The sequence below is a fragment of the Vibrio sp. R15-SG3-ISO1A genome, from assembly GCF_059833955.1.
In genome coordinates this window covers 22,917-47,122 of the sequence record NZ_JCBDGH010000090.1, presented here as the reverse complement: position 1 = coordinate 47,122, position 24,206 = coordinate 22,917, and the positions used below count along the sequence as shown (strand labels likewise).

Here is a 24,206-nt window from a genome sequence, read left to right as displayed (position 1 = left end):
CAAAACAGGAGCGTCGGTATGGCAACCCAACTTCGTACTTTGGCGGTGATTGCCACCACAACCTTAATATTCGGGTGCAGCAGCTACCCAGATGAAGGTCAAGGTGGCTTGGCCGAGCAATATTTGCAATCGAGCTTTTCTCCAGTGATGCCAGATGAGCCACTTGGCCCAGAGCATGGGCTGAGGTTCGACTGGCAACTTGCCAAACTGCACCTTGATTCCCTGATTCGAGAAGGCGCTCGCTGGTGCTTTCCTGCGGCGGTGGTTCAAGCGGTTGAAAAACAGAATCGAATCGCACGTGAGCTTGAGGGCGGACTTTTGGTCGACGCCGCCAACGATTTGGTGATTCAGCGCAAACGTCTCAATGAACTTGAGCAGCGTTTAGATTATGTCACTGCTCAAGCGAACTGTGTGCCTCCTCAGGACGAACAGCAATTTCAGGAGCATTTGAGCACTGTGGAATCACTGTTCGATCTTCTCAACGTCGACAACCAATTCGCCCACAACTCTACAGAAATCAACCCCAAATACATGGGGCATCTCGCGCAAGCCGCGAACGTTCTGCGCACTCATCCAACCTTGACGCTGCGCGTGACCGGCCATGCCGATGCCGATGGTTCCAGCCAATACAATGAAACGCTCGCAATGGGCCGCGCGAAACAAGTTAAACGCTATTTAACCATTTTTGGCTTAGAGCCCAACCGAGTTCAAACTCAGTCGGTCGGTGACACCCTGCCCCTTTTCGAAGGCGATAGTGCTGGTGTCAAACTCACCAACCGCCGCGTAAGTGTCGAAGTACTTGACGCAGAAGAGGTGACGCAAGGAGGCCTGCATGGCATGGAGTAAATGGCTTATCGCACTATGTCTCGCATTTAGCGTTCAAGCTTGGGCGGTAGAGCGCGTGCAAGTAGGCGATCTCATTCAAGTCGACTTACCTGGAGAAGAGACGCTCAACAAAGGCTTCCAAGTGGACAAACGGGGGCGAATCTCTCTGCCTGAAGTGGGCGCACTGTATGTGGCAGGCTACAACGAAGCGCAGCTCGAATCCGCGGTGCGACAATCGCTTGAGCGGGTGTTTCGCGATCTTTCCAACCTCACGGTGTTTATCGCTGAGCAACAGATCCTTGTCTCAGTACAAGGTTATGTCAACTCACCCGGCGAATACACTCTGGCAAAAAGTGCCGATGTACAAATGGCCATTTTCGCAGCGGGCGGTCTACGTTCTGGCGCTCAGTTGAACAACATGTTGCTTAAGCGCGGCGCTGAGAAACAGTCGTTTAATTACAAATCTTTTCTTGATACGGGCGATGAAAGTTTGCTGCCCGAACTGGCATCCCTTGACACCATTTTTGTCCCAGCATCTCCGCTGGTAGGTAACATAGAACAAGAGTTCGATGCCGCCAAGCTCGCCAATTCCGGTGACAGCGCCGACGCGCGCACCGCCATCAAGGTGTTTGGCGAAGTGAATGCACCGGGCTCGTTTAGCTACAAAGCACAAACAGATCTGGTTGATATTCTAATGCGTGCTGGCGGCGTGACTCGCTATGCCTCTGTTGAGCAGATCCGCGTCATCAGTGAAAACTCGCCGCAAAAATTTAATCTCAAAGCCTATCTCGACAGCGGCGACACCTCGCTGCTCCCTACGATCAATCCAGGCACGACCATTTTTGTACCCAAGCAAGAAGAAGAGATTCGTGCGGGGGCCAACGTGGTTTACATCATGGGCGAAGTGGCAAGTCCCGGCGCGTACGAAAGTAAAAACGGCGCCTCTTTTATGGATATTTTGGCCAATGCAGGCGGACCAACCCGCTTTGCCGAGTCTCGCCAGATCCGTCTCATCAAAGCCAATGGCGATGTTGTCAAATTTGACCTAACGGCGTTTACAGAAGGTTTAAATCCGCAAGCCATGCCTGCCATTGAGTCTGGCGACGCCATTTTCGTACCGGAAAAAACCGATATGAATGAAAAGTCGTGGCTTAAAATAGCGCCTAACCGTGCGGTGAGCGTGATTGGTGAAGTAGTGAGACCGGGGCGCATCGAATGGTCAGACGAAATGGATTTGATGGACTTGCTTGCCCATGTCGGTGGCCCGACATTGCGCGCCGACACCTCAAAGATTGAAGTGGTGACCGCCGATGGAACGTTGCATAAATTTAACCTTGATACCTTCATTCTTGAAGGCGCGCCAAGTCAGGCACTGCCTCGCATTAGCGCCGGTTCGATTGTGCGTGTACACGATCTTCCGCAAGATCCCAGTGACAACAAGTCGCAATGGGTGCGCCAGAGCTCCGATGCCTCTATCTATGTATTTGGCCAAGTCAACGCCCCCGGTCGCTACCGCTTTACCAAAGAGATGCATTTTCTTGATATTCTCTCCGCGGCTGACGGCCCAACCAAAGACGCCGATATTCACAACATTCGTGTCACCCACAGAGACAAACGCTACGCTAAAGTGAGCAAACTTAACCTTTCGCTTTACTTTGAGACGGGCGACGAAAGCCTGCTGCCTAATGTGACGATGGGTGACACTATTTATATCCCCGAGAAAGATAAAGTGTGGTTGGATACGCCCAAAGAGTCCACCGTGCGCGTGCTTGGGGCGGTCAATAGCCCGGGTCGCTATGTGTTTGACGACAACATGACCATTCTTGACCTACTGGCTGAAGCCGGCGGCCCGTCAGACAGAGCCTATCTAGAGAAGATTTCCATCGTCAACATGTCCTGCTGTCAGGGGCAAGCAAGAACCTTTGACCTGGTTGATTTCAGTAAAACCGCCAATATCTACCAACTGCCTGTATTGCGCGCGGGTGACACCATCTATGTGCCCGATCGCAATGAGAGCTTTCTTGAGAAAGCACGTGTGGGTTTAGAAGATATTCTGCGACTCACAACAACCATAGTATTGATAGGAGCGCTGTAATGACGATTCCTGCGACTCATGCTGAAATTGAGCAACTCTATCTCGCCGCTGAAATGCAAGGCTGTCGCTCGATCTGTATTACCTCGTGCAATTCAGGTGACGGCGTCACGTCTGTTGCAACAGCTTTGGCAGAGCGCTATCTGCTCTCCGGCCTCAAAACCTTGGTGGTGGATTTAAACACCTTCCACCCCTCGCTTATCCCGAGCCTATCAGCGATAGACAATCAAGATATGCCCGGCATGTTGCTTGAACACGAAGTGAGCCACAAGCTGTTTACCGGTGTGCCAGCCCCCACCACCACCGAGGCACTGCTCGAGTATCGAGACCCGCGCTGTATGAAAGCGCTCATGACGCAATGGCTGAGCTGTTACGACCGCGTGGTATGTGATACCTCGCCAATATTACTGATTAACCGAGGGAATATTCCCGCGCAAGTGGCCGCCACCGCCTGCGATCAAACCGCGATTGTGGTGCTCGGTGGCAGCACCACCACCGGACAACTTGAGAAAGCGACACAACTGCTAAGCAACGAATCCATTTCGCTGCTTGGCAGCGTGTTTAATTTAAAAATTCAACCGACACTCGCGCAAGAAATGGTGCGAGAGCTCAATCGCATTCCTTTCCTTACCCCAAAATTTCGCCGCTATCTGCAAAATAAACTCTTTAGCAACGAGCTGCTCAATCAGCATTGATTCATTCTCTGCTTGCTGAAAGCGCGATCGACGTAACTCTTTCGTTAAATTAAACCGCTGACGGAATATTTTCGACTATTCTTAATGTATATCAGCCGGTTAGAAGGAAGCGATGTGAGTTTAATCGATGAGAGTATCATTAAGCAGATGATCCAAGATACCAGTGCAGATGTGGTGCCGATGCTGATCGACCACTTTGTTGAAGAGACCCAATCACGCATTCAGCGCATCATGCAAGCGGCCAACGACAACGACAAATCTGTACTTGAATTTGAAAGTCATACTCTGGGCAGTGCCTCGTTAGCGCTCGGCTGTCGGCGTCTCTCCAACCTTGCACGAAAAATCGAGCACCTCTGTCTGGATGATAAAGCCGCACCTGCGTTCGCGCTGTGTCCTGAGCTCAACCAGCTGACACAGGAATCGATCCAAGCCCTACAAGAACGACAACAACAGGGCTTTTGAGTGCTCGCTTCACACCAAGCGCTCAGTACTCGCAGCCAATACCAAGGACTTAACCAAGGAATCAATCATGCGATCTAAAGTACTTCTTATCGAGGATTCAACGTCCCTCGCGATTTTGTATAAGGAATACGTCAAACATGAAGACTTTGATATGTTTCATGTTGAGACAGGGCGGGACGCAATGGCGTTTATTGAGCGCCACGCGCCCAATCTGGTGATTCTCGATCTCAAATTGCCCGATATGGATGGTGAAGACATTTTAGATTGGATCAATGAAAAGCAGATCCCAACATCGGTGGTGGTGGCCACCGCGCATGGCTCCGTCAATCTTGCGGTGAGCCTAGTGCAAAAAGGCGCGAAAGACTTTTTAGAGAAACCGATCAATGCAGACCGACTGATCACTTCCATCAATCTGCACATCAAGCAAGCCAAGCTTGAGCACCTTGTTGAAGACATTGAAGCCAAGTTCGACCGACCTCAATTTCATGGTTTTATTGGCTCTAGCTTGCCGATGCAAGGCGTCTATAAAATCATTGATTCGGTCGCCCCCACCAGCGCGAGCGTGTTTATCGTCGGTGAGAGTGGTACGGGTAAAGAAGTGTGCGCTGAAGCCATTCACAATGAAAGCAAACGACGCGACAACGCCTTTATTGCCATTAACTGCGGCGCGATACCCAAAGATCTGATGGAAAGCGAGATTTTTGGCCATGTCAAAGGCGCCTTTACTGGCGCGACGGCGGATCGCAAAGGCGCCGCGTCAATGGCCCACGGCGGCACCCTATTTTTGGATGAGCTGTGTGAAATGGAGCTGGAAATGCAAAAGAAACTGCTGCGTTTTCTGCAAACGGGCACCTTTACGCCCCTCGGCGGTAGCAAAGAGATGAAGGTGGATGTCCGAATCATCTGCGCGACTAACCGTGATCCTCTCAAAGAGGTTGAAGAAGGCCGCTTTCGAGAAGACCTTTACTACCGTGTCCATGTCGTGCCGATTGAAATGCCGCCGCTGCGCGAACGAGGCAACGATATTGTCACGCTCGCCAAACATTTTCTCACCCTCTATGCCAAAGAAGACGGCAAAAAATTCACCTCTATTCGCCGGGAAGCCGAAACGGCGCTCAAGCGCTACGCCTGGCCGGGCAATGTGCGTCAATTGCAAAACATCATGCGTAACATTGTAGTGCTCAATGACGATACCCAATTGCAATACGATCATTTGCCAGAGCAAATTACCCGCGGTAAAACCGCCGCACGAGTTGCCACGCCCGTGCATGTCTCTAGCCCTGCCGCCACGCAAACTGTGCCGCCCTCACCTCAGCCAGAACTCGGCGTCGCCGCACAAAGCGCTGACGAGCCTATCACTCATGTTGAAGATAAACCAATCTCCATCCGGCCCATGTGGCAAATCGAGCGAGAAGCCATTCAGCAAGCGATTGAGTATTGTGATGGCAACGTGCTCAATGCCGCTGTTTTGTTGGAGTTGAGCCCTTCGACCGTCTATCGCAAAAAGCAGGCATGGGAAAATGATGAGCAGCAAGAGCTCACCTAAAACCGTCTGGTTGATGATCGATTCACTCACCTACGGCGGCATCGAAACCCATGTCTTGCAGCTGGCGACCGGACTTATCCGCAATCACGTACCGGTTCGCGTGTTCTTGGTCAGACGCTATGGTTCAGCCAGCCCACTCGAACAAAAACTTCGTGATATAGGTGTCGACGTCGACTGTCTCTCAGACAGCGGTCAGTCGCCCCTGTTTGCCTTAATTGAAAGAGTAAAACAGAACGCACCGCAGTGCGTGCATTGCCACGGCTACAAAGCAAGTTTAATGGGGAAAGTGGCGAGGTTAATCACGGGCGTGCGTCAACTCTCCACCTACCATGCTGGCGAAGTGCCCAGTGGTAAAGTGTGGCTCTACGATGCTCTAGACCGCTACAGCGCGTTTATGTCTCACCACACACTCTGTGTCAGCGATGCAATTCGCGCTCGCATCCCGTTTCGTTCTAAGTTACAAAACAACTTTATCGACACGCAAGGTATTGCGGCTTCAGTCGGTCATCAAATCGCCTATGTCGGTCGGCTCAGTTTTGAAAAAGCGCCAGATCGCTTCGTCGGCCTTGCCAAAGCACTTCCTAATCACCATTTTGATGTTTACGGTACTGGGCCAGAAGAGGCCAAAAGCCAGCAGCCGCGACTCGCTAACCTCACCTTTCATGGTCATCAAGCTGAGATGAATAGAATCTGGCCCGACATCGGCGTATTGGTCATTCCTTCGCGCTTTGAAGGATTGCCCATGACAGCGCTGGAAGCGATGGCACGGGGAATCATCGTCATCGCAATGGATGTCGGTAATTTGAGCCGACTGATTAAACACGGTAAAAATGGCTTTCTCGTTAGTGATCCTGCCCAATTACCCGATACGCTGTGCCAAGTGCTGGCACTTGATAACGCGCAAGAGCAGGCTCTGCGTCACAGCGCCGTAGAGACAGTTCGTCGCCACTACTCCCTGCGCGCGGCATTGCCGACGCTACTCAAACTCTACTATGGACCTCACTACCAAAGTGATTGTCAATTTGAGAATTTAAACTGAACCTCATCCTACGCAGATAAATAACCAATAAATTCAATTATTTACACACAAAGCACAGTTGGCACCCTCCTTGCTATATGGTTGTTATGCTCATTAACCGCTAAGGAGAAGCCCCATGGCCAAGCGTATTCTTTTTGTTCATTACGGCAGTGATTGGATTCGTGGCAGCGAAAAGTGTTTGCTCGACCAAATCAAATACGTCGCGCGCCTCGGCTATTACCCAATGGTGTGGACCAATAACCCTTCGCTGGCAAAACAAGTCGAGCTGATGAGTCTACGCTGTCAGTTGGATGAGTTCCCGCTGCTACTCGGTTGGAGTAAGCCGCGCTTGGATGTCTCAGCTTGGTCAGGATTAGTCAAAAAGGCCACCGTCATGCTGCACAAGTTGAATGTTGACCTTATTCACGTCAACAGTGGCGCGCCCTGTCAGTGGATGATTCCCGCTTCCCGCGCGACGGGTACGCCATTGGTTACGCAGCTTCACTGCCCTTACACGGCCCGCGATCGCATGACGCTGGGCATTCACCTTTCGCCGCATGTGATTACCGTTAGCCGATACGTGGCGCGCACGCTCTTGCGTGATGGCTTTGATAAACGCAGGCTCTCTGTTATCCACAACGGTATTGATGTCACCGCACTTGAAACCCAGCCTGAAGTGAATGTGCGCGAAGAGCTTGGCCTCGGGGCTGATGATTTTCTTTTTGCCACTGTCGGCTCGCTCATTCACCGTAAGGGCATTGATCGCATCATTACCTCCCTTCGCCATGTGGTGCTTGAGTATCCAAATACGAAGCTGGTTGTGATTGGTGATGGCCCACAACGCGATCACTTAGAGCAGCAGTGTGACTATCTGCACCTACAAGAACACGTTAATTTTGTGGGCGAGCAGAGCCATGTCGTGGGTTGGTTGAAAGGGTGTGACGCCTTTATCAGCGGCGCTCGAAGTGAGGCGTTTGGACTTGTGGTCGCCGAAGCCGCCATTGCACAGATCCCCGTCGTGGCGCCTTATGAAGGCGGCATTCCTGAGTTTGTTCTGCATGGTAAAACCGGCGTCCTCTACGTGAATCAAGGCTACGGCCCGATGGCGAATGCGATGCGCAATGTCATCAACAGTGAAGCACTGCGTGACAGCTTAGTAGCAAACGCCTATCAGCACATCACTGAGCATTATGACACCTCGGTAGCGTGCGCCAATATTGAGCGCGTATATCGCAAGCTGATCAAGCAAAAGCTGCCGAAGAAAGTGGGTGTGCTTCGCACTCTACTGCCCATCAAAACCGCCATCAGCAACCGACTCAGCTTTGGAGGTCAACATGGCTAAATCACCCCGCTCATCAGCCCTCGTGTTTGATCCGATTCCCTTTAAGGGCGGATCCAAAATTGCCACCGCCGTTGCCCTTGGCACCTGTAAAGTCAATTCAAAGCGCTTTGTTATCGCCACCGTGGACCCAACGTTTTGGCGCAATTCGGATTTTTATCGTACCCACGATGTGCAAGTGGTGCGTCTCTGGATCCCCGGTTCACTGCTCAAGCAGCACAACGGTGCGCGCTACTGGTTGTGTCAGCTTTGGTTTATGCTTGCCTTGGCGATGATTTGCGTGACCACTCGTCAGCTCAAGCAGGTGGTCGGCGCGTCTGGTCCTGGGCTGGATATGCCGCTTTATTTGCTCAAGCCCTGTTTTCGTTTTGAGGTGATTCAGTTTATCCACGGCAATGTCGGGCTGTCACGCTCGATTGGGTACTGCTTAACCCAAGCCGATTCGGTGCACTATTTGCCCTCGACCAAAGCCAGCCTTAACCAAGCGTTAAGCTGCTACTTACAAAGCGCGGTCGGTCAGCAAGAGGTTAACGCACTGAGTGAGTGTTACCTTAGCGGCGAGCGCTATGTCGAATTTGTTAATGGCTTGCAAGAGTCTCACTGGCCAAGCGCTTGTCAGCACAAGACACCCGTCTGTTTTTGGGCGGCATCACTGCTTAAATGGAAGGGTTTGGATCTGTTTGTGCAAGCGCTTAAAACCGCACATCAGCGCACCCGCTTTGCAACCCACATCTGCTATTTGATTCCGACATCGACCACACTGCCAGTTTCGCGCGCACCGGTATTATTGAAATACACCGAATGGCACCATGATCCAGACAATCTCGACACCCTGCGCCGTGAGAGCAACATATTTGTCTCGACCAGTGTCAATGAGCCTTTCGGTCTCTCGATTCTTGAAGCGCTCGCCGCAGGGATGTGCGTCATCCTCCCTCAAGATGGATCTTACTGGGATCAAGTGCTGACCGACGGCGAGCACTGCATCAAATATCCGGCGGGCGACACCGAGGCGCTCACCCACGCCATCGAGCAAGCTGTGACGAAAAAGGCACTCTTTTCTACATGTTGTCAAGGCGCGCAGCGCATCGCTAAACGCTATACCGCGACACATTGCTATCAAGCCTTCGCGAACACGCTCAGCGCTGCGTAACCCTAATATCAAGCGTAAACAATGAGATAATCAATACGACAACACAGAGGATGTCACTATGACCAATCAGAATCCGATAGCACAGATGGGACTTTATGCCCTCAGCCTTATCGCAATGAAAGGTTCAGCGCTGATCGCCCTGCCGTTTGTCGCCCGATACCTCAGCCCTAATGCGCTTGGTCAATTAGAACTGATTGGTTCGGTGACCATGTTTCTAAGCCTGGTCGTCGGGTTAGCCATGCATGAAAACCTCTATCGATTTATTGCTGTTGAAGAGGCGCGCAATACTCGCAAACGTCTCGCCAGCAAACTCTACAGCGTGACTATTCTGATTTCTCTGCTTCTCAGCGCCTTTGCGGGTGTGACGCTATTTGCCTCGTCACCCAGCGATTTATCTGCACAGCACATTGCTCTCATCGCCTTAGCTGTGAGCTACGAAGCGCCGCTGGCCATCTGTTTAGCTTGGCTGCGTTTGAACGATCAAGCGAGTCTGTTCGTCAAACTGACCCTTGCGACTGTGGCCGTTCAGCTTGGCGGCCTATTTACGTTGCTGCAATTTACCACCAGTATCACTGCCATTGTGGCCTGGAATGTAACCTGCACATTGGGCCAATTCCTCTTTCTGCATCTATCGCTGCGCTTTCGATTGTCACTGCCAAGCAGAGCGACACTGCTGCGTTACCTGCGCTATTCAACGCCCATTATGCTTTCTGCGATGGTGGCGTTTGGTATGAGTGGTGCTGAGCGCTGGTTTATCGCGGCGGGCAATAATCTCGATCAGCTTGGTCTTTATGCGGTTGCCGCTAAATTTGCGCTGGCGGTGGGCATTTTGATTCAACCGTTTCATATGATGTGGATGCCCAAACGCTTTGCGCATCTGGAAAAAGGTCAACAAGGCTACGTGGTGCGCATGACTCAGCTTGGCGTGCTGTGCCTCACCCTAATCGCGGTGAGCGTTGGCGTGTTTGCCCAGCTCTTTATCAAGGTGGCGATGCCCGCTAGCTACCAGGACGCGGCATTACTGTTGCCTTTGGCAATCATCATCATGGTATTAAAAGAGCTTACCGAGCTGACCAACATCGGGCTACTGGCGGCAAAGCAATCGCGATGGTTGCTGCTGTCGAACGTGATCGCGACAACAGCCGCCTTACTACTATGCGCATGGTTTTACGAGATGGGCGCAGGCGCGATTCTCATCTGCCTCGGCTTTGGTCAAGCTGTACGCTTTGTGCTTGTGCTCACGCTAAGTCAGCGTCATCACCCACTACCATTTCATCTCGCTTGGCTAATCCAAGTCATCACACTGAGCGTGGTGACGGTATTGACGCCTCTCTGGCTCGAAGATCAAGGGCTGTATATGGCGATCAGCGCGTTGAGCTTAATCGGTCTCTTCGCTTTGTCTCTCTTCGCCAAACTGTTCTCTTTAGTGGACTTAGTGGCGCAAAAAGTGCTGATTTCCAAGCTAAGCACTATGCTTAAACGAAGCCCAGCGCATTAACCATGCGGCAGGTCGCGCTGACAATGTGCCAATGTCCCTAACCCATTTCACCTCACTGATAGCATGGGAGCCAAACGATGGTGGTTGCAAGTAAATGGATGACACTCAGCGCCATGACGGTGCTCTGCCTGACGCTGTTTGCATTGTGGCAGTTTCTCCCTCACCCAGCCGTGATCGTGGTGCTGTGCTTTTTGCCGTTTGCGCTGCTGTTTGTGCTGCGATTTTCCTTCTGGTTGGTGATGTTTTTTGTTCTGTTTTCGTTTTTTCGCATCCATGAAGCGCTCCCAGCCCTCTACTCACTGAAAATCCCGTTATTGCTTTCACTTGGCGCGCTATCGGCGCTGCTTTGGCATGCCATCATTACCCGTAAATTGGAGATGTATTGGCACCCAGCCTTCACTTGGCTGAGCGTGTTCTGGGCGTTGGTTATTTTTGGCGCGGTGACCTCATCGAACCCGGGAATTGCAATTGAATACATCAAAAACATCTATTGGAAGATCATTATTATGACGTTCGCCGTCGCGTGGTTGCTCGACAATGAAGAGGCGGTAAAACACTTTTCAATTTGGATTGTTATTGCAGGAACCCTGATTGCTATCGTGGCGATATCCAATTCACTGTCCGGGGTTGGATTGGTAGAGGGGACGCGGGTCACTATAGGTCGCCATTTGGGGTCAGTACTTGGCGATCCGAACGATCTCTCTCTGGTGCTGATGTTCCCGTTGGCGTTTGCCGTCAGTTTAGCCACCGCCAAAGAGATTGGCCCGCTGCGCTATCTCGCCTTTGGGGCCATGCTGCTTACCATGTGGGCGGTGATCGCCACACAGAGCCGCGGCGGCCTGCTTGGTTCATTGGCGGTATTTGGCATCTTCGGTCTAAAAATGATTCGCTCCAAAACTTTACTGATCACGCTGGGCGTAGTCGCCATGCTGGTGCTGTTTGCGTTGGCGGGTGTGTCAGATCGTCAATCGGGCGGAGCGGCAGAGGAAGGCATCGACGCCTCCGCCATGGGCCGGCTCTACGCGTGGGAAGCAGCGTTTAAAATGGCGCTGGACAACCCGCTGACGGGCGTGGGTTTAAACAACTTTTTCCCCAATTACTTTTTCTACAGCTCGCATTGGGATGGAGTCAATCACGCGGTGCACAGCACTTGGTTCGGCGTGCTGGCTGAAACCGGGTTTCTCGGTTTGATTGTCTTTTGCGGCATTATCGTTAAATTGATTCTCACCAGTCGCAGCGCACTCGCCATTTTAGATAAGCCAAAGTGCGACTGTTCCACCTATTTACGTGCAACGACCTTCGCCACCTATGCCGGTCTGGTGGGCACCATTGTCTCGGGTACCTTCCTTACCCAAGGCTTCACTTGGCCGCTGTATATCCTCGCCTCAATATGCATCGCCACCGCCAAATTGAGTCAAAACTATTCTCAAATTGAGAATGCCGCCAACGAACAAACGTAAGCCACTGAAATTTAGGTTTTTATATTTTGGCACACTCTGTGAAGTGTTCAGGGATACACACTCATAACACCTTCAGAGGCAACTATGTTGGCGACCCATTTAAACACCTTCAAACTGTGGCTGCGCGATGGCGATAGCCCCTCGAAACAGCGTGCTTTCCAAACGCTTAAAGCGATTCGTGCTTGTGACCTTCCCTTTCCCACCGCGCTTTGCCGTTTGATGTACCACGCTCATCGCACTGTCTCACTCACAGTACAAACACTGCTGCGCGTTCTTTGGCACACGCCAATTTTTAAAGGTCGGGTGAACCAATGCGGTAAACGCTTGTATTTGTACGGAGGCGTTCCTTACGTGTCAGGCGCGCTAGAGATACATATCGCCGATGACGCGCGCATCAGCGGCCACACCACCTTTTCTGCCCGCCCTCAATCTCAACGCCCCACACTGGTGGTGGGCAGTAATACCGACATCGGCTGGCAAACCACCATCGCCGTGGGCAGCAGAGTGATCATCGGCGATCACGTTCGCATTGCGGGGCGTGCTTTTCTGTTTGGCTATTCGGGCCACTCGTTAGATCCGCAACTTCGCGCGTTAGGCGAAGGGGATTTAGACAAAGACATCGGCGATATCATCTTAGAACGCGATGTCTGGCTTGGCACCAATGTCACTGTCTGCCCTAGTGTGACGATCGGCCAAGGCACCGTCGTGGCCGCTGGCAGCGTCGTCACCAAGTCACTACCGGCGTTTGTGGTCGCGGCGGGCAACCCTGCCAAAGTGGTCAATTCCTTACCCTTTAGCGACAAATCTTTTAGCGATAAAACCTCTAGCGAAGAGAAGGAGTAACCCATGCGCGATTTGATTGTTTTCGGTGAAGACTTCACAGGCCTGCCTTCGAGCACGCAGCACCTCATTCGCACATTGGCACAGACGCGCCGCGTGTTGTGGGTCAACTCTATTGGCCTGCGCCAACCCAAATGGACTTTGAGCGATCTCAAACGCGCCGGGCAAAAGCTGCTTGGGCGAGGCAAAGGAGGCTATGCCAGTCAAACGCGTCAACATCCAAATATTCAGGTGATCAATTTACGTACCGTGCCTGCGCCGCGCTCTGCTCTAGCAAGACGCGTTGCGCGTGACATGATGATTGCGCAGCTCAAACCGTGGATACAAAAACTCAAGTTACGCTCGCCAATTCTCTGGACCTCTCTGCCAACGGCGGCTGATTTGTGCGGCCATCTTGGCGAGTCAGCGGTGGTGTATTATTGCGGCGATGATTTCTCCTCTTTGGCGGGAGTGGATCACGCCTGCGTCGCCCAGCACGAAGCGACACTGGTCGAGCATGCGGATTTGATCCTCACCTCCGCCGCTGCCCTACTGACGCGATTTCCCGCCAGTAAAACCCACTACTTACCGCATGGTGTTGACCTCGAACTGTTTGAGTCCTTCACCGAGCGAGCCCAGGATCTACCCAATGACGGCAAACCGATTGCCGGTTTTTATGGCAGCGTCTCCAATTGGCTCGATTACCCCTTGATTGATGCTATCTCTGCGCGTCATCCAGAGTGGCATTTCGTCTTCATCGGGCCGCAAGAACTCAGCCATAATCCACTACCAAAGCGCGATAACGTCCACTATCTCGGCCCCAAAGCGCACCATGAATTGCCTCAATATAGCCAGCACTGGTCGGTTGGATTGCTGCCTTTTGTTGATAATGAACAAATCGCGGCATGCAATCCTCTGAAGCTGCGTGAATACCTCGCCGCGGGTAAACCTGTGATCTCAAGTCGTTTTCCTGCCGCCTTGGATTACAAAAATCATCTACATTTAATAGACGGTGTCGAATGTTTTTCTCGCGCGCTCAGAGCGATAGAAACACAACGCACCCATAAGCCAGCGGCTAATCTGCGCGAAGAGAGCTGGCAAGCAAGAGGCAAGGAAGTCGCAACGCTGCTGGAGGCGCTATGAATGAGCTTAAACTGCGGTTAATGCAGATACTAAACGGGGCGTGGCGGCAGCGCTACGTCATCGTTGTGCCTATTCTGATCATGCCGTTTGTTGGGCTAGCAGTCAGCCACCTTGCCCCCGTCAAATACACCTCGCACACCAGTATGCTGATCCAAGAGACCGCCAAAATGAATCCGTTTTTGGAGGATTTAGCCGTCTCGTCGATGATCAAAGAACGACTTACGGCCTTAAGCACCTTGCTTAAAAGCCGCCATGTGTTAACCGCAGTGGCGACCAAGCATCAGTTGATTGACGACAATACGTCACCCCAAGAGGCAGAGTTTATTATCAACAAACTGGCAGAGAGTCTCAGCGTGACGCAGCCTGGCAAAGATTTCTTGCAGATCACCTTTACCGCAAGTTCGCCAAGCGGGATGAAAGAGCTGTTAGAGTCCATCAGCGATCAGTTTATTGACCAGCTGTTGGCACCTGAGCGCTCAAGCATCGAAGATTCAGCCAACTTCCTCGCCATGCACATTGACAAACGTCGCCAAGAACTCGATGACGCCGAACTCAAACTGGCCAAGTTTCGCAACCAATACGCCTCCGTCACTCCTGAAATGCAAAGCCAAGCCCTCGGCAGACTGGCATCGCTCAAGCAAAGCTTGGCAGAAAAACAAGCGGAGCTGGCCGGGGTAAAACGCAGCTTAGGTTCTTTGGATGAGCAACTGTCAAAAACCAATCCTGTGGTTGGCAAAATTGAGGATCAAATCATTGAGATCCGCAGCGAACTGACGCTACTGAAAGCGAAATACACCGATAACCACAGTGCAGTGAAAGGTAAAGAGCGTGAATTGCAGCGCCTTGAAAGCGAGCGCGAGGCGTTGTTGTCCGTCAAACAAAACGCCGTCTCGAGCGATCAATTGTGGGACATCGCCAGCAGTACAGATTTGGATGATATCCGCCGTATGCAGCCCTTATTAGTCACCCAACTGCAAAGCCTGCAAGTGGAACGTGGACGCTACGAATCACTGAACGAAGAAACAAAGAGCCTTGAAGTGATCATTGCCGATCTTGAACAGCAAGCCAATCAATTTGGTGACAACGCGCGTGAGATGTTTCGTCTTCAGCGTGATGTCGCCAACAAGCAGCAGCTCTATGACGAGTTATTGCAGCGCTATGAAATGGCGCAGCTCACCGGATCGCTCGGTATGTTTGAGCAAAGCAAACGGGTCAAAATCATTGATTTGCCCTACACACCGACCACACCCAATAACCTCCCCACTATCGTATTTATCATCGCGGGGTTATTCGCAGGCATCGGCCTAGGTTGCGGTATTGCCACGTTTATTGAGTTGTTTGACACCTCCATTCGCACCCGCCAAGAGATCCAAGCGATCACCGGCAGCCCCGTCATCACCTCTATTCCTAAGATCGCGAACTATAACGAATTTCAAATTGACAATGGCCGTGTGTCAAAATAGGAATAGATTTTAACTTGCTGAAATATAATCAAATAAAAGTCGGCACACATACTGCAGTTCCATAGTAACCATCACGGAACGATCATCAGTATGAGGTGCCTATGACCACACAACGTAAACTTACCTTTCATGTTGTTCAACATCTCACCCCCGGCGGGATAGAGACATTAGCGATTAACATGACCAAGCTCGAGTCTCCCGAACATAAAGTCCTCATCATCAGCCTTGAAGGTCAACTTCAACAAGTGATTGACGCCTGGCCTGCGCTTGCAGAGATTCAAGACAAACTACTGTTTCTTGGCAAAGGTCCGGGGGTAGAGTTAAAGACATGGCGCACGCTCTACCGGCTATTTCGAATCATGCAGCCGGATGTAGTGCATACCCATCATATTGGTCCACTGCTTTACGCCAGTGTCGCGGCACGCATGGCGGGGGTGAAACATCGAATTCATACTGAGCACGATGCGTGGCACCTTGAAAACAGCAAGTCACGCTGGGTACAGGGCGCCGCACTCGCTTTCGCCAAGCCGTGGCTGGTGGCCGATGCGCAGCATGTCAAAGGGGTGATCGACGGCCACTTTGGCTATTCTCGCTCCACCGTGATTCACAACGGGATTGATTGCGCACGCTTCAAACCGGCCGCAAAGCCACTGGCTAGACAAGCGCTCGGTTTACCGACCGATAAAAGGCTCATTGGCTGTGCGGGTCGCTTAGAAAACGTCAAAGGACACGATGTCGCAATACGTGCACTGGCAACACTGCCAAGCCACTACCATCTCGTCATTGCCGGCAGAGGCAGTGAGCGTGAGTCATTGATTGTGCTCGCCCGCGATCTAGGCGTCGAGTCTCGGCTCACTCTACTTGGATTGGTAGAAGATACCGCGCGCTTTTACCCATGCTTAGACGTATTTGTTCAACCTTCACGCTTTGAAGGGTTTCCTCTCGCGACGCTGGAAGCGCAAGCGTGTGGCATTGCTACTGTCGCGACCGATGTCGGCGGCACTGCGGACACCTTGTGTCCACAATCTAGCCTGCTGATTGAACCAGACAACGTCACCGCCCTCAGCGAAGCCATTTTGGCTCTAGAGCGCCGAGCACTCCCCCTCTCACCGCGCCCGTTTGTTGAAAGACAATTTGAGATACGCGAGATGATCAAAGCCTATCAAATGCTTACTAAGGAGGCATGCGCATGAGCGATACGATGTTAATTGCGCTATTTGCCCTGTCCGCCAGTTTGGTGATTTACCATCATATTGGCTATCCACTTCTATTGGCGTGGTATGCGAAAAACCATCCCGTCAACGCGCCGCGCCATGCCAATCGTGGTTTTAAAGCGCAGAAAGAGGATGAACAATGTGCTTCCATCACCATTTTGGTTCCCGCTTACAATGAACAAGCTTGGATTGCGGAAAAAATTCGTAACCTAGCCTGTTTAGATTACCCCAAGCACAAATACCAAGTGATGATTCTGTGTGACGGCTGCACTGATGACACCGTGGATATCGCCCAGCAAACGGTGCAAGAGGCCATCTGCGCCGATACCCACTTCGAAATCAAGAATTTTGCCACCAACCGCGGTAAAGTCGCGGTGCTGAATGAGCAGATTCCTTTGGTGACTACGCAACTCACCGCGCTCAGTGATGTCTCTGCAATCATCTCTGTGGATGCGCTGATACTTGCTAATACTCATTTCCAAAACCGTCAGGTTGGCGTGGTCAATGGTCACTACCAGCTGTTTGGCAGCCAGCATCAAGGCGAAAACCGTTATTGGCAGTATCAGACCAAAGTCAAACAGCAAGAGGTCAGCTTAGGTTCGACTTTAGGCGCACATGGCGCGTTTTATCTCTTTCGCACTTCTCTTTTTGATTCTCTCGATGAGAATACCATCAACGACGATTTCATTTTGCCGATGCGCATTGTGAAAAAAGGCTACCAAGCGGTCTATGAACCTGAGCTCGTCGCGCTCGAACTCGAGCCCACTGACCCAGACAATGATTTCAAACGTCGCCTGCGCATCTCAGCAGGAAACATGCAGCAAGTCATACAGTTAGCAGACATGCTCTTACCCAAATACCGCGGGGTTGCTTTTGCTTTTCTCTCTGGCAAAGGGCTCAGACTCGCCACGCCGTATCTATTGATTGTCTGTTTTGTTACCTCTTTACTACTTGCAAGCTACCCGCTGTTTAGTTTGGCATTGTTCGTGCAATGCCTCTTATACACAACCGCTGTGTTGAGTTACTTTTTTCCCATCCTCTTTCGTCACAAGGTGTGCAAAGTGATGTTGTATGTGGTGATGGGTCATTACGCAAATTTTGTCGGTGGTCTGCGCTATCTATGTGGCGTCGGCGCCAAAGGTTGGACTGGTCAAAACCAGTAACAGGAGTTCATTATGTCTGCTTACACTACGATTAAACATTCTAAACGCGCGTTCGACGTTACCGTTGCCCTGATTGGTCTGGTCTTATCCGCGCCCATTTTTGTGTTGGTCGCCCTCGCTGTCAAGCTCACCTCTCCAGGCCCGGTGCTCTACAAGCAGTTGCGAGTAGGTCAATCCAGCCCCGACCGAATGGCGCTGTTCGAAATCATTAAGTTTCGTACCATGTATCAAGACGCGGAGAAAGTGAGTGGCGCGGTCTGGGCTATCGACAACGATCCACGAATCACTCCTGTCGGCCGTTTCCTTAGAAAAACCCGCCTTGATGAGATCCCCCAGCTGCTTAATGTCATCAAAGGGGAAATGTCACTGATTGGCCCGCGCCCAGAACGCCCAGTCTTTTATCAAAAATTGGAGACCGCTATTCCCTACTTTGCCGACCGCACCTATGGCGTTATGCCCGGCATCACAGGCCTTGCGCAAGTGAACCAAGGTTACGACTCCTGCATCGACGATGTACGCCGTAAAGTCGGCTTCGACCACAGCTACGCACTCTCTTTGTCGTCAGTGAAGTCTTGGTTACTGATGGACATGGCGATCATGACCAAAACCGTCAGCGTAATGTTCAACGGCCGAGGCCGCTAACACGTGACCCAATGCACACTTTACCGCCAATGGCGTCTAAAACGGCGCCAATTCGATTAGATATAAAGCAAACGCACTCAAATCATTGAAATTAGGCTTGCACAGGGAATTAAGACTGGTTAATATTCTCGGCGTTCCAAGGGAATGCGTCCGTAGCTCAGTTGGTTAGAGCACCACCTTGACATGGTGGGGGTCGGTGATTCGAGTTCACTCGGACGCACCATTCCTTTCTGAATCAAGTTCAGTGGAACAAGAATTTGGGTCCGTAGCTCAGTTGGTTAGAGTACTACCTTGACATGGTAGGGGTCGGCGATTCGAGTTCGCCCGGACCCACCAAATTCGTTCTTAAAGAACAAGCACAAAGCCCGCATCTTGCGGGCTTTGTTGTTTTTAATCACTGTAATTTTGTGTTGATTAAATCCTAAATTCTTACCCTACTCCCGTAATTACTAAGTGCATACACATTCATTTTTTATTCACCTACAACAATCAACTTAATACTCAAAAATGCTCGGTGTCCATCTGGTGTCCAAAATGGTGGCTAAATAAAAATTGTTTGGTGACCAAAACGGTGTCCAAACTGAAAGTTGTAGGACTCAATTTCGGTGTCCTTGAGATATAGAAGTCACGTCATTTATTACAGTTGCAAAGAGTCATTTTTGGTTCAACCCACCGCAGAAGGAAGGCCTCCAATTCGGTGTCCATGAAATATAGAAGGCTCCCCCACGTTGCTGTAGCCAACGCAATCGCTCACATCGCCAGACGTAAAAAAGCCAAGCTAAATCCGCTTGGCTTTCACAGTATCGAAACTGTTTACTCAAGAAGCGGTCGATTCAAGCTCTTGTTCAGCAATCGAGAGCATGGCGAACTCTTCTTCTGCGGTACCCGCTACTAAGTTATTGCGGCTATAGAGACCATAGTAGGCACCACCAATCACGAACAAGCCGAGTGTCATCATAAAGGCAGAGGGATCAAACGCGTACACCCCTGTCATGGCAATCAGTGACAACACCAAACAGATCGTCGATGTGATCACACCGCCCGGTGTTTTGTATGGTCTTGGCAATTCGGGCTGTTTGACTCTAAGCAGAATATGACTCAGTGCCATCAGCGCATAGGACACGGTCGCACCCACTACCGCCATGGCGAGGATCAAATCGCCCTCTCCGGTTAATGACACCACAAAGCCAAAGATCCCAGGGAAGATTAACGCGCGAGAAGGGACTTTATTTTTGCTCGTCAGTGACAAGCTCTTCGGTAAATAACCGGCTCTGGACAAAGCAAACACCAGACGACTGTAGCCATAAATTATAGAAAAGAAAGACGCGACCAGACCGGCAAGCCCTAACACGTTGACAATGGTGGCTATCGTCGGATTACCTGTCAGTTTAAGTGCATCCACTAACGGCACCGCACTGCTACCAATCACGTTTGAGCCTACGGCACCCGCCAACAGAAGCACAACTAACGCCGCAGTAAACAGCAGAAATAACATCGCGCCTATGATGCCTTTAGGTACATCTTTCGCGGGGTCTTTAGCTTCTTCAGCAGCCAGTGGCACCCCTTCCACCGCGAGAAATAGCCACATCGCAAATGGCAACGCTGCCCAAACGCCATACCAACCATAAGGCAGCGCCTCTGTGGCTTGCGCGCTTGCTGGGGCAATATCGAACAGTTTACTGGCGTCAAAATGACCAATAAGCACCGCGGCGGTCAATAGGATGGCGAACACCGCAAGACCGCTGATCACCATCATCACTTTAAGTGCTTCTCCAACACCCGCTAGGTGCACAGCGATAAAGGCGGCATAAAAGAGTGCATAAACCCAAGGCCCATCAATCCCGATCAGTTCATTGACGGCAGACCCAATGAAAATGACAATGGCCGCTGGTGCCAACGCGTACTCAATCAAGACGGCAAGCCCAGTGATAAACCCACCCGTTGGGCCCATGGCTTGTCGTGCAAAACTGTAGCCACCGCCTGCGGCTGGAATCGCGGCAGACATTTCCGCTAAAGAGAGAACCAAGGTTAAATACATGACTGCCATCGCGACGGCGGCAATCAGAAATCCGCCCCAACCCGCTTGGGCAATACCAAAGTTCCACCCTGCGAAATCTCCCGAGATCACATACGAGACCCCTAGTCCTGCTAATAGCACCCAACCGGCGGTGCCTCGTTTCAGTTGCCGTTTGGCAAGGTATTCTTGATGTTTCGTCATAGTGATTCCCTTTACTGTTTTGAAATTAGAAAGTTCGATTGATGTTGTTCACCGAGCGTCATGCCATCTTGCTGCTCATCCATACTGGATCGGTCTTTGAGATTAACGCCTGTCAGCTTGAGCGAACGCGCTTCTTCGAGAAGATAACTGGCACGAAAAGCAGCGTCGGAATAGTTCAAACCTTGCGGCCGAATGTTTGAGATGCAGTTTCGCTCAGAGTCTTTACTGCCTCGCTTGGCGCCCCAGGTGAGGTACATCCCCATGCTATCTGGCGAAGTGAGCCCTGGGCGCTCACCAATCAGAACGACAACCATATTGGCATTGAGGCACTGGGCTACATCGTCACCGACTGCCACTCTTCCCTGCTCAACAATCGTGATGGGGGCGATGCGCCAAGGCGCGTTGTGTTGGCTGGTAAGTCTCACAAGCAGAGCTTCTAGCAGTGGCACTGCATGACGCTGGATCGCCACCGATGAGAGGCCATCGGCCACAACGAAGGCCAAGTCATAAGCGTGTTGGTCATGTCGATGCTGCGCGATCACCTCCATGCTCTCTTTGCTCAGTTCACGGCCAAAGTCGGGCCTTTGCAAATATTCGAAGCGGTCGTTGGCTTTTGATTTCACCACAATGGGCTCTCGTCCTATCTGTGAAGTCATTACGCTTGATTGAGTAATGTCCTGCGCCAGTTTGTTAATGTCGAGCGCGCAATGCACCGCATCCATCGCCTTGGCATGGTCAAAACTAAACGACAGCCATTCGTTGGTCGGCACACTGCTTCCGCAACGGCCGAGTGCAATGCGTGCGGAGGTGAAATCTTTCAGTTTCTGCCACGGATTCTCGACCACACTTTCTCGAGCAGGATGAGACTCAAATCTGATCACTTTACCCATCAACTACGCTCCCTGGATTCGATTCATTGCGTTGGAAAACGACTTCGCGACTTGATTACTGAGGCGCACACCGCTGACATCTTCAAAGATCTGCATCTCCATTAACCAACGTTCAAACTCTGGTGCGGGCTTTAGTCCGAGCACTTTTCGCGCATAAAGCGCATCGTGAAAAGAAGTCGTTTGATAGTTGAGCATGATGTCATCAGAGCCAGGGATCCCCATGATGAAGGAGCACTCAGCCACACCAAGCAGCGTCAGCAAGTTATCCATGTCGTTTTGATCCGCGTAAGCATGGTTGGTGTAACAGATGTCGCAACCCATCGGCAGCCCGAGCAGCTTGCCGCAAAAGTGATCTTCTAATCCGGCGCGAATGATTTGCTTCCCATCGAACAGGTACTCAGGACCGATAAAACCCACCACGGTATTCACTAGCAATGGATCAAAGTGACGAGCGACAGCGTAAGCGCGTGTTTCACAAGTCTGCTGATCCACACCGTGAAAGGCATTGGCCGACAGCGCCGTGCCTTGGCCTGTCTCAAAGTACATAACATTGTTGCCCACTGTGCCTCGCTTTAGCGAGAGTGCGGCATCTTGAGCCTCTTTTAGAATATTGAGGTTAATACCAAACGTGTCGTTGGTACCCTGCGTGCCACCGATAGATTGAAAAACTAAATCAACCGGCGCGCCCATTTCAATCGCTTCGATGGTATTGGTCACATGGGTCAGAACACAGGATTGAGTAGGAATGGCGTAATGTTGAATAACATCATCCATGAGGGTCATCAATTTGACCGCTTGCGGCACGTTGTCTGTCGCCGGATTGATGCCGATCACCGCATCGCCATTGCCATACATCAAGCCATCGAAAATGGTCGCGGCGATCCCGTTGAGTGAATCTGTGGGATGGTTAGGCTGAAGGCGTGTGGATAGACGTTGGGGTAAGCCGATCGTGTTGCGAAACGCCGTCACCACCTCACACTTCTTCGCGACGAGAATCAAATCTTGATTGCGCATGATTTTGCTCACTGCCGCGACCATTTCAGGGGTTAGGCCAGGCCGAATTGCGGTCAAAGTGTGGCTATCGGCTTCATCACTCAACAACCAGTCTCTCAAGCCACCCACCGTCAGGTGAGCGATCAACTTGAACGCCTCACGGTCGTGTGTATCGATGATCAAACGCGTGATTTCGTCGTCCTCATAAGGAATAAGAAGATCATCGAGAAATGTGCTCAGTGGCAAGTCCGCCAGCGTCATCTGCGCAATTGCGCGCTCGGTGGCGGATTCTGCGGCCACGCCAGCCAAACGATCGCCTGATCGCTCAGGTGTCGCTTTGGCCATCAGTTCCGTCAGTGAAGCAAAGGTATATACTGTCGTTCCTTGCTGCCGTCGATAAATCGCCATCCGTTACCTCTTTTTGGCTATTGGTGCAGTTCTTGCTCTCTTCATTCCCGGTGAGAGAATGATCTCTTTAAGCGTGTGTTTAAACGGAATGAAGCGAAAACTGTTCCAATCAACTATCAAGAATTGGCAATCTTTAACTCCTTTTTATTCAATGAGTTAATGATGGGCGCCCCACAATGGCGCAAAGTGAAGATTAGGAGTATTACAGGATGGATCTCGATACCCCAACCAGTGAACCAAGCTTGTGCACACGTCACTGTAATGATGCAAATCAGCAAGCAGGCCAATTGATTAACTGGCATCAAGAGTATGATCAACTCAGCGAGGGGAATTTTAGTGGGATGATACAAGAGCGACGGTTTCGTCATCTGCATGTGTTTCGTGAAGACAGTAATCGTTCACTGCGTCAGCAATGCTCGATTGAAGAAGGGATATGGTTAGGTCTCAGCGTCGAGGCTAGTGCGATTACTGTCAACCAGCGGCCGATGAATGCTTCTGATATTCTCGTGCGTGATAGCAACAGCGAGTTTGAACTCGTCACACCGCGAGATTATGCCATCTACGGTATCGTCGCTGACCAGTCAGTGCTTGATCATGTACTGTGTGAAACCGACCATCAAGGTTCCGGTCTCAACCCCGCATTACTTGGAATCACAGACGAGTCATCCGCCAATCTCCTCAGACGTTACCTCAGTGTCCTGCTCAATCCAGAAAGGCATGTATGGTCAGCTCACACTCATCAGCGATTATTGTGTGATTTCATTAGCGAATTACTATCTCGCAGCTCTGTACCAACCGCTCGGGTGGCGGCCCCTCAGCAACAACGTCTTATCCAGAGCGCCATCGATTACGTCACTCAAGCGCCCTCTCATCGCCCCATCACCGTTAGTGATCTCTGCCAAGCGACACATGTCAGCCGGAGAACGTTACAATACGCCTTCGAGCACTATTGCCAAGTGTCACCCAAACAGTACATCAAGCGCGTCAGGCTCAATCAAGTAAGGCGTGCCCTGCAGGCGCCATTCGAGGATGGTTCGATTTCAGACATCGCTTTTCGCTTTGGCTTTTATCATATGGGAGAATTTGGCCGTAGCTACCGTCAATTGTTTGGAGAGTCGCCGTCTGAGACGCGAATGAGTGGCACTCGTGACTGAGCACGGCGAACTCT

General features: G+C 51.3%; 20 protein-coding genes and 2 tRNA genes. 19 read left to right on the top strand and 3 right to left on the bottom strand.

Features of this window, described 5'->3' with window-relative positions; translation table 11 throughout:
- The first annotated feature begins 18 nt into the window (after positions 1 to 18).
- The 18 genes from AC6R0L_RS16365 (at position 19) to AC6R0L_RS16280 (ending at position 18,865) form a co-directional block, all read left to right on the top strand.
- Complete coding sequence (locus AC6R0L_RS16365; RefSeq protein ID WP_500629802.1) at positions 19 to 846, top strand: OmpA family protein; 828 nt, start codon at positions 19 to 21, stop codon at positions 844 to 846.
- Positions 833 to 2,920, top strand: coding sequence for an SLBB domain-containing protein (locus AC6R0L_RS16360; RefSeq protein ID WP_500629801.1), 2,088 nt, complete (start codon positions 833 to 835; stop codon positions 2,918 to 2,920). The genes AC6R0L_RS16365 and AC6R0L_RS16360 overlap by 14 nt, the downstream gene beginning before the upstream one ends.
- Complete coding sequence (locus AC6R0L_RS16355) at positions 2,920 to 3,612, top strand: P-loop NTPase family protein (protein WP_500629800.1); 693 nt, start codon at positions 2,920 to 2,922, stop codon at positions 3,610 to 3,612. The genes AC6R0L_RS16360 and AC6R0L_RS16355 overlap by 1 nt, the downstream gene beginning before the upstream one ends.
- Before the next feature lie 114 nt (positions 3,613 to 3,726).
- Entirely contained in the window at positions 3,727 to 4,074 is a 348-nt protein-coding gene (locus AC6R0L_RS16350; RefSeq protein ID WP_500629799.1) for an Hpt domain-containing protein, read from the top strand.
- Positions 4,075 to 4,141: 67 nt separating this feature from the next.
- Complete coding sequence (locus AC6R0L_RS16345; RefSeq protein ID WP_500629798.1) at positions 4,142 to 5,620, top strand: sigma-54-dependent transcriptional regulator; 1,479 nt, start codon at positions 4,142 to 4,144, stop codon at positions 5,618 to 5,620.
- A complete protein-coding gene (locus tag AC6R0L_RS16340) occupies positions 5,595 to 6,659 on the top strand; it encodes a glycosyltransferase family 4 protein (RefSeq protein ID WP_500629797.1) in 1,065 nt (354 codons plus the stop codon). The genes AC6R0L_RS16345 and AC6R0L_RS16340 overlap by 26 nt, the downstream gene beginning before the upstream one ends.
- A 115-nt stretch (positions 6,660 to 6,774) precedes the next feature.
- Entirely contained in the window at positions 6,775 to 7,980 is a 1,206-nt protein-coding gene (locus AC6R0L_RS16335) for a glycosyltransferase family 4 protein (RefSeq protein ID WP_500629796.1), read from the top strand.
- Positions 7,973 to 9,127 carry a glycosyltransferase family 4 protein gene (locus AC6R0L_RS16330; protein ID WP_500629795.1) on the top strand — a complete coding sequence of 385 codons (1,155 nt, stop codon included), beginning with the start codon at positions 7,973 to 7,975 and terminating at the stop codon, positions 9,125 to 9,127. The genes AC6R0L_RS16335 and AC6R0L_RS16330 overlap by 8 nt, the downstream gene beginning before the upstream one ends.
- Positions 9,128 to 9,185: 58 nt before the next feature.
- Entirely contained in the window at positions 9,186 to 10,625 is a 1,440-nt protein-coding gene (locus AC6R0L_RS16325) for a lipopolysaccharide biosynthesis protein (RefSeq protein ID WP_500629794.1), read from the top strand.
- Positions 10,626 to 10,702: 77 nt separating this feature from the next.
- Positions 10,703 to 12,085 carry an O-antigen ligase family protein gene (locus tag AC6R0L_RS16320; RefSeq protein WP_500629793.1) on the top strand — a complete coding sequence of 461 codons (1,383 nt, stop codon included), beginning with the start codon at positions 10,703 to 10,705 and terminating at the stop codon, positions 12,083 to 12,085.
- An 84-nt stretch (positions 12,086 to 12,169) separates the two neighbouring features.
- Complete coding sequence (locus tag AC6R0L_RS16315; protein WP_500629792.1) at positions 12,170 to 12,928, top strand: acyltransferase; 759 nt, start codon at positions 12,170 to 12,172, stop codon at positions 12,926 to 12,928.
- Positions 12,929 to 12,931: 3 nt separating this feature from the next.
- On the top strand, positions 12,932 to 14,047 hold the full coding sequence (locus AC6R0L_RS16310; protein WP_500629791.1) for a glycosyltransferase: 1,116 nt from the start codon (positions 12,932 to 12,934) through the stop codon (positions 14,045 to 14,047).
- On the top strand, positions 14,044 to 15,510 hold the full coding sequence (locus AC6R0L_RS16305; RefSeq protein WP_500629790.1) for a GumC family protein: 1,467 nt from the start codon (positions 14,044 to 14,046) through the stop codon (positions 15,508 to 15,510). Before AC6R0L_RS16310 ends, AC6R0L_RS16305 begins: the two co-directional genes overlap by 4 nt.
- Positions 15,511 to 15,611: 101 nt before the next feature.
- Positions 15,612 to 16,703, top strand: a complete 1,092-nt coding sequence (locus AC6R0L_RS16300) for a glycosyltransferase (protein ID WP_500629789.1) — start codon at positions 15,612 to 15,614, stop codon at positions 16,701 to 16,703.
- Positions 16,700 to 17,887: a glycosyltransferase family 2 protein gene (locus tag AC6R0L_RS16295; RefSeq protein ID WP_500629788.1), complete on the top strand. Its 1,188-nt coding sequence runs from the start codon at positions 16,700 to 16,702 to the stop codon at positions 17,885 to 17,887. Before AC6R0L_RS16300 ends, AC6R0L_RS16295 begins: the two co-directional genes overlap by 4 nt.
- Positions 17,888 to 17,899: 12 nt before the next feature.
- Positions 17,900 to 18,529, top strand: a complete 630-nt coding sequence (locus tag AC6R0L_RS16290) for a sugar transferase (protein WP_500629787.1) — start codon at positions 17,900 to 17,902, stop codon at positions 18,527 to 18,529.
- Between the two features lie 146 nt (positions 18,530 to 18,675).
- Positions 18,676 to 18,752 (top strand) — tRNA-Val (locus AC6R0L_RS16285).
- Positions 18,753 to 18,788: 36 nt separating this feature from the next.
- Positions 18,789 to 18,865 (top strand) — tRNA-Val (locus AC6R0L_RS16280).
- Between the two features lie 481 nt (positions 18,866 to 19,346).
- Here AC6R0L_RS16280 and eat read toward each other — a convergent pair.
- From eat to AC6R0L_RS16265, 3 genes are read right to left on the bottom strand one after another with little or no spacing between them, the layout of a single operon-like run.
- Entirely contained in the window at positions 19,347 to 20,747 is a 1,401-nt protein-coding gene (eat, locus tag AC6R0L_RS16275) for an ethanolamine permease (RefSeq protein WP_500629786.1), read from the bottom strand.
- Between the two features lie 11 nt (positions 20,748 to 20,758).
- The gene (eutC, locus tag AC6R0L_RS16270) at positions 20,759 to 21,637 is read right to left on the bottom strand and encodes an ethanolamine ammonia-lyase subunit EutC (RefSeq protein ID WP_500629785.1); all 879 of its coding nucleotides are present in this window, start codon (positions 21,635 to 21,637) and stop codon (positions 20,759 to 20,761) included.
- A 3-nt stretch (positions 21,638 to 21,640) separates the two neighbouring features.
- Positions 21,641 to 23,038: an ethanolamine ammonia-lyase subunit EutB gene (locus AC6R0L_RS16265; RefSeq protein ID WP_500627686.1), complete on the bottom strand. Its 1,398-nt coding sequence runs from the start codon at positions 23,036 to 23,038 to the stop codon at positions 21,641 to 21,643.
- Positions 23,039 to 23,247: 209 nt separating this feature from the next.
- Here AC6R0L_RS16265 and AC6R0L_RS16260 point away from each other — a divergent pair, with 209 nt between their 5' ends.
- On the top strand, positions 23,248 to 24,192 hold the full coding sequence (locus AC6R0L_RS16260; protein WP_500629784.1) for a helix-turn-helix domain-containing protein: 945 nt from the start codon (positions 23,248 to 23,250) through the stop codon (positions 24,190 to 24,192).
- Positions 24,193 to 24,206: the final 14 nt, after the last annotated feature.

Bases quoted from the DNA above. Each gene is read 5' to 3' on its own strand.
- AC6R0L_RS16365 (WP_500629802.1), top strand. From the start codon at position 19: ATGGCAACCCAACTTCGTACTTTGGCGGTGATTGCCACCACAACCTTA.
- AC6R0L_RS16360 (WP_500629801.1), top strand. From the start codon at position 833: ATGGCATGGAGTAAATGGCTTATCGCACTATGTCTCGCATTTAGCGTT.
- AC6R0L_RS16355 (WP_500629800.1), top strand. From the start codon at position 2,920: ATGACGATTCCTGCGACTCATGCTGAAATTGAGCAACTCTATCTCGCC.
- AC6R0L_RS16345 (WP_500629798.1), top strand. From the start codon at position 4,142: ATGCGATCTAAAGTACTTCTTATCGAGGATTCAACGTCCCTCGCGATT.
- AC6R0L_RS16340 (WP_500629797.1), top strand. From the start codon at position 5,595: ATGATGAGCAGCAAGAGCTCACCTAAAACCGTCTGGTTGATGATCGAT.
- AC6R0L_RS16335 (WP_500629796.1), top strand. From the start codon at position 6,775: ATGGCCAAGCGTATTCTTTTTGTTCATTACGGCAGTGATTGGATTCGT.
- AC6R0L_RS16330 (WP_500629795.1), top strand. From the start codon at position 7,973: ATGGCTAAATCACCCCGCTCATCAGCCCTCGTGTTTGATCCGATTCCC.
- AC6R0L_RS16325 (WP_500629794.1), top strand. From the start codon at position 9,186: ATGACCAATCAGAATCCGATAGCACAGATGGGACTTTATGCCCTCAGC.
- AC6R0L_RS16320 (WP_500629793.1), top strand. From the start codon at position 10,703: ATGGTGGTTGCAAGTAAATGGATGACACTCAGCGCCATGACGGTGCTC.
- AC6R0L_RS16315 (WP_500629792.1), top strand. From the start codon at position 12,170: ATGTTGGCGACCCATTTAAACACCTTCAAACTGTGGCTGCGCGATGGC.
- AC6R0L_RS16310 (WP_500629791.1), top strand. From the start codon at position 12,932: ATGCGCGATTTGATTGTTTTCGGTGAAGACTTCACAGGCCTGCCTTCG.
- AC6R0L_RS16305 (WP_500629790.1), top strand. From the start codon at position 14,044: ATGAATGAGCTTAAACTGCGGTTAATGCAGATACTAAACGGGGCGTGG.
- AC6R0L_RS16300 (WP_500629789.1), top strand. From the start codon at position 15,612: ATGACCACACAACGTAAACTTACCTTTCATGTTGTTCAACATCTCACC.
- AC6R0L_RS16295 (WP_500629788.1), top strand. From the start codon at position 16,700: ATGAGCGATACGATGTTAATTGCGCTATTTGCCCTGTCCGCCAGTTTG.
- AC6R0L_RS16290 (WP_500629787.1), top strand. From the start codon at position 17,900: ATGTCTGCTTACACTACGATTAAACATTCTAAACGCGCGTTCGACGTT.
- eat (WP_500629786.1), bottom strand. From the start codon at position 20,747: ATGACGAAACATCAAGAATACCTTGCCAAACGGCAACTGAAACGAGGC.
- eutC (WP_500629785.1), bottom strand. From the start codon at position 21,637: ATGGGTAAAGTGATCAGATTTGAGTCTCATCCTGCTCGAGAAAGTGTG.
- AC6R0L_RS16265 (WP_500627686.1), bottom strand. From the start codon at position 23,038: ATGGCGATTTATCGACGGCAGCAAGGAACGACAGTATATACCTTTGCT.
- AC6R0L_RS16260 (WP_500629784.1), top strand. From the start codon at position 23,248: ATGGATCTCGATACCCCAACCAGTGAACCAAGCTTGTGCACACGTCAC.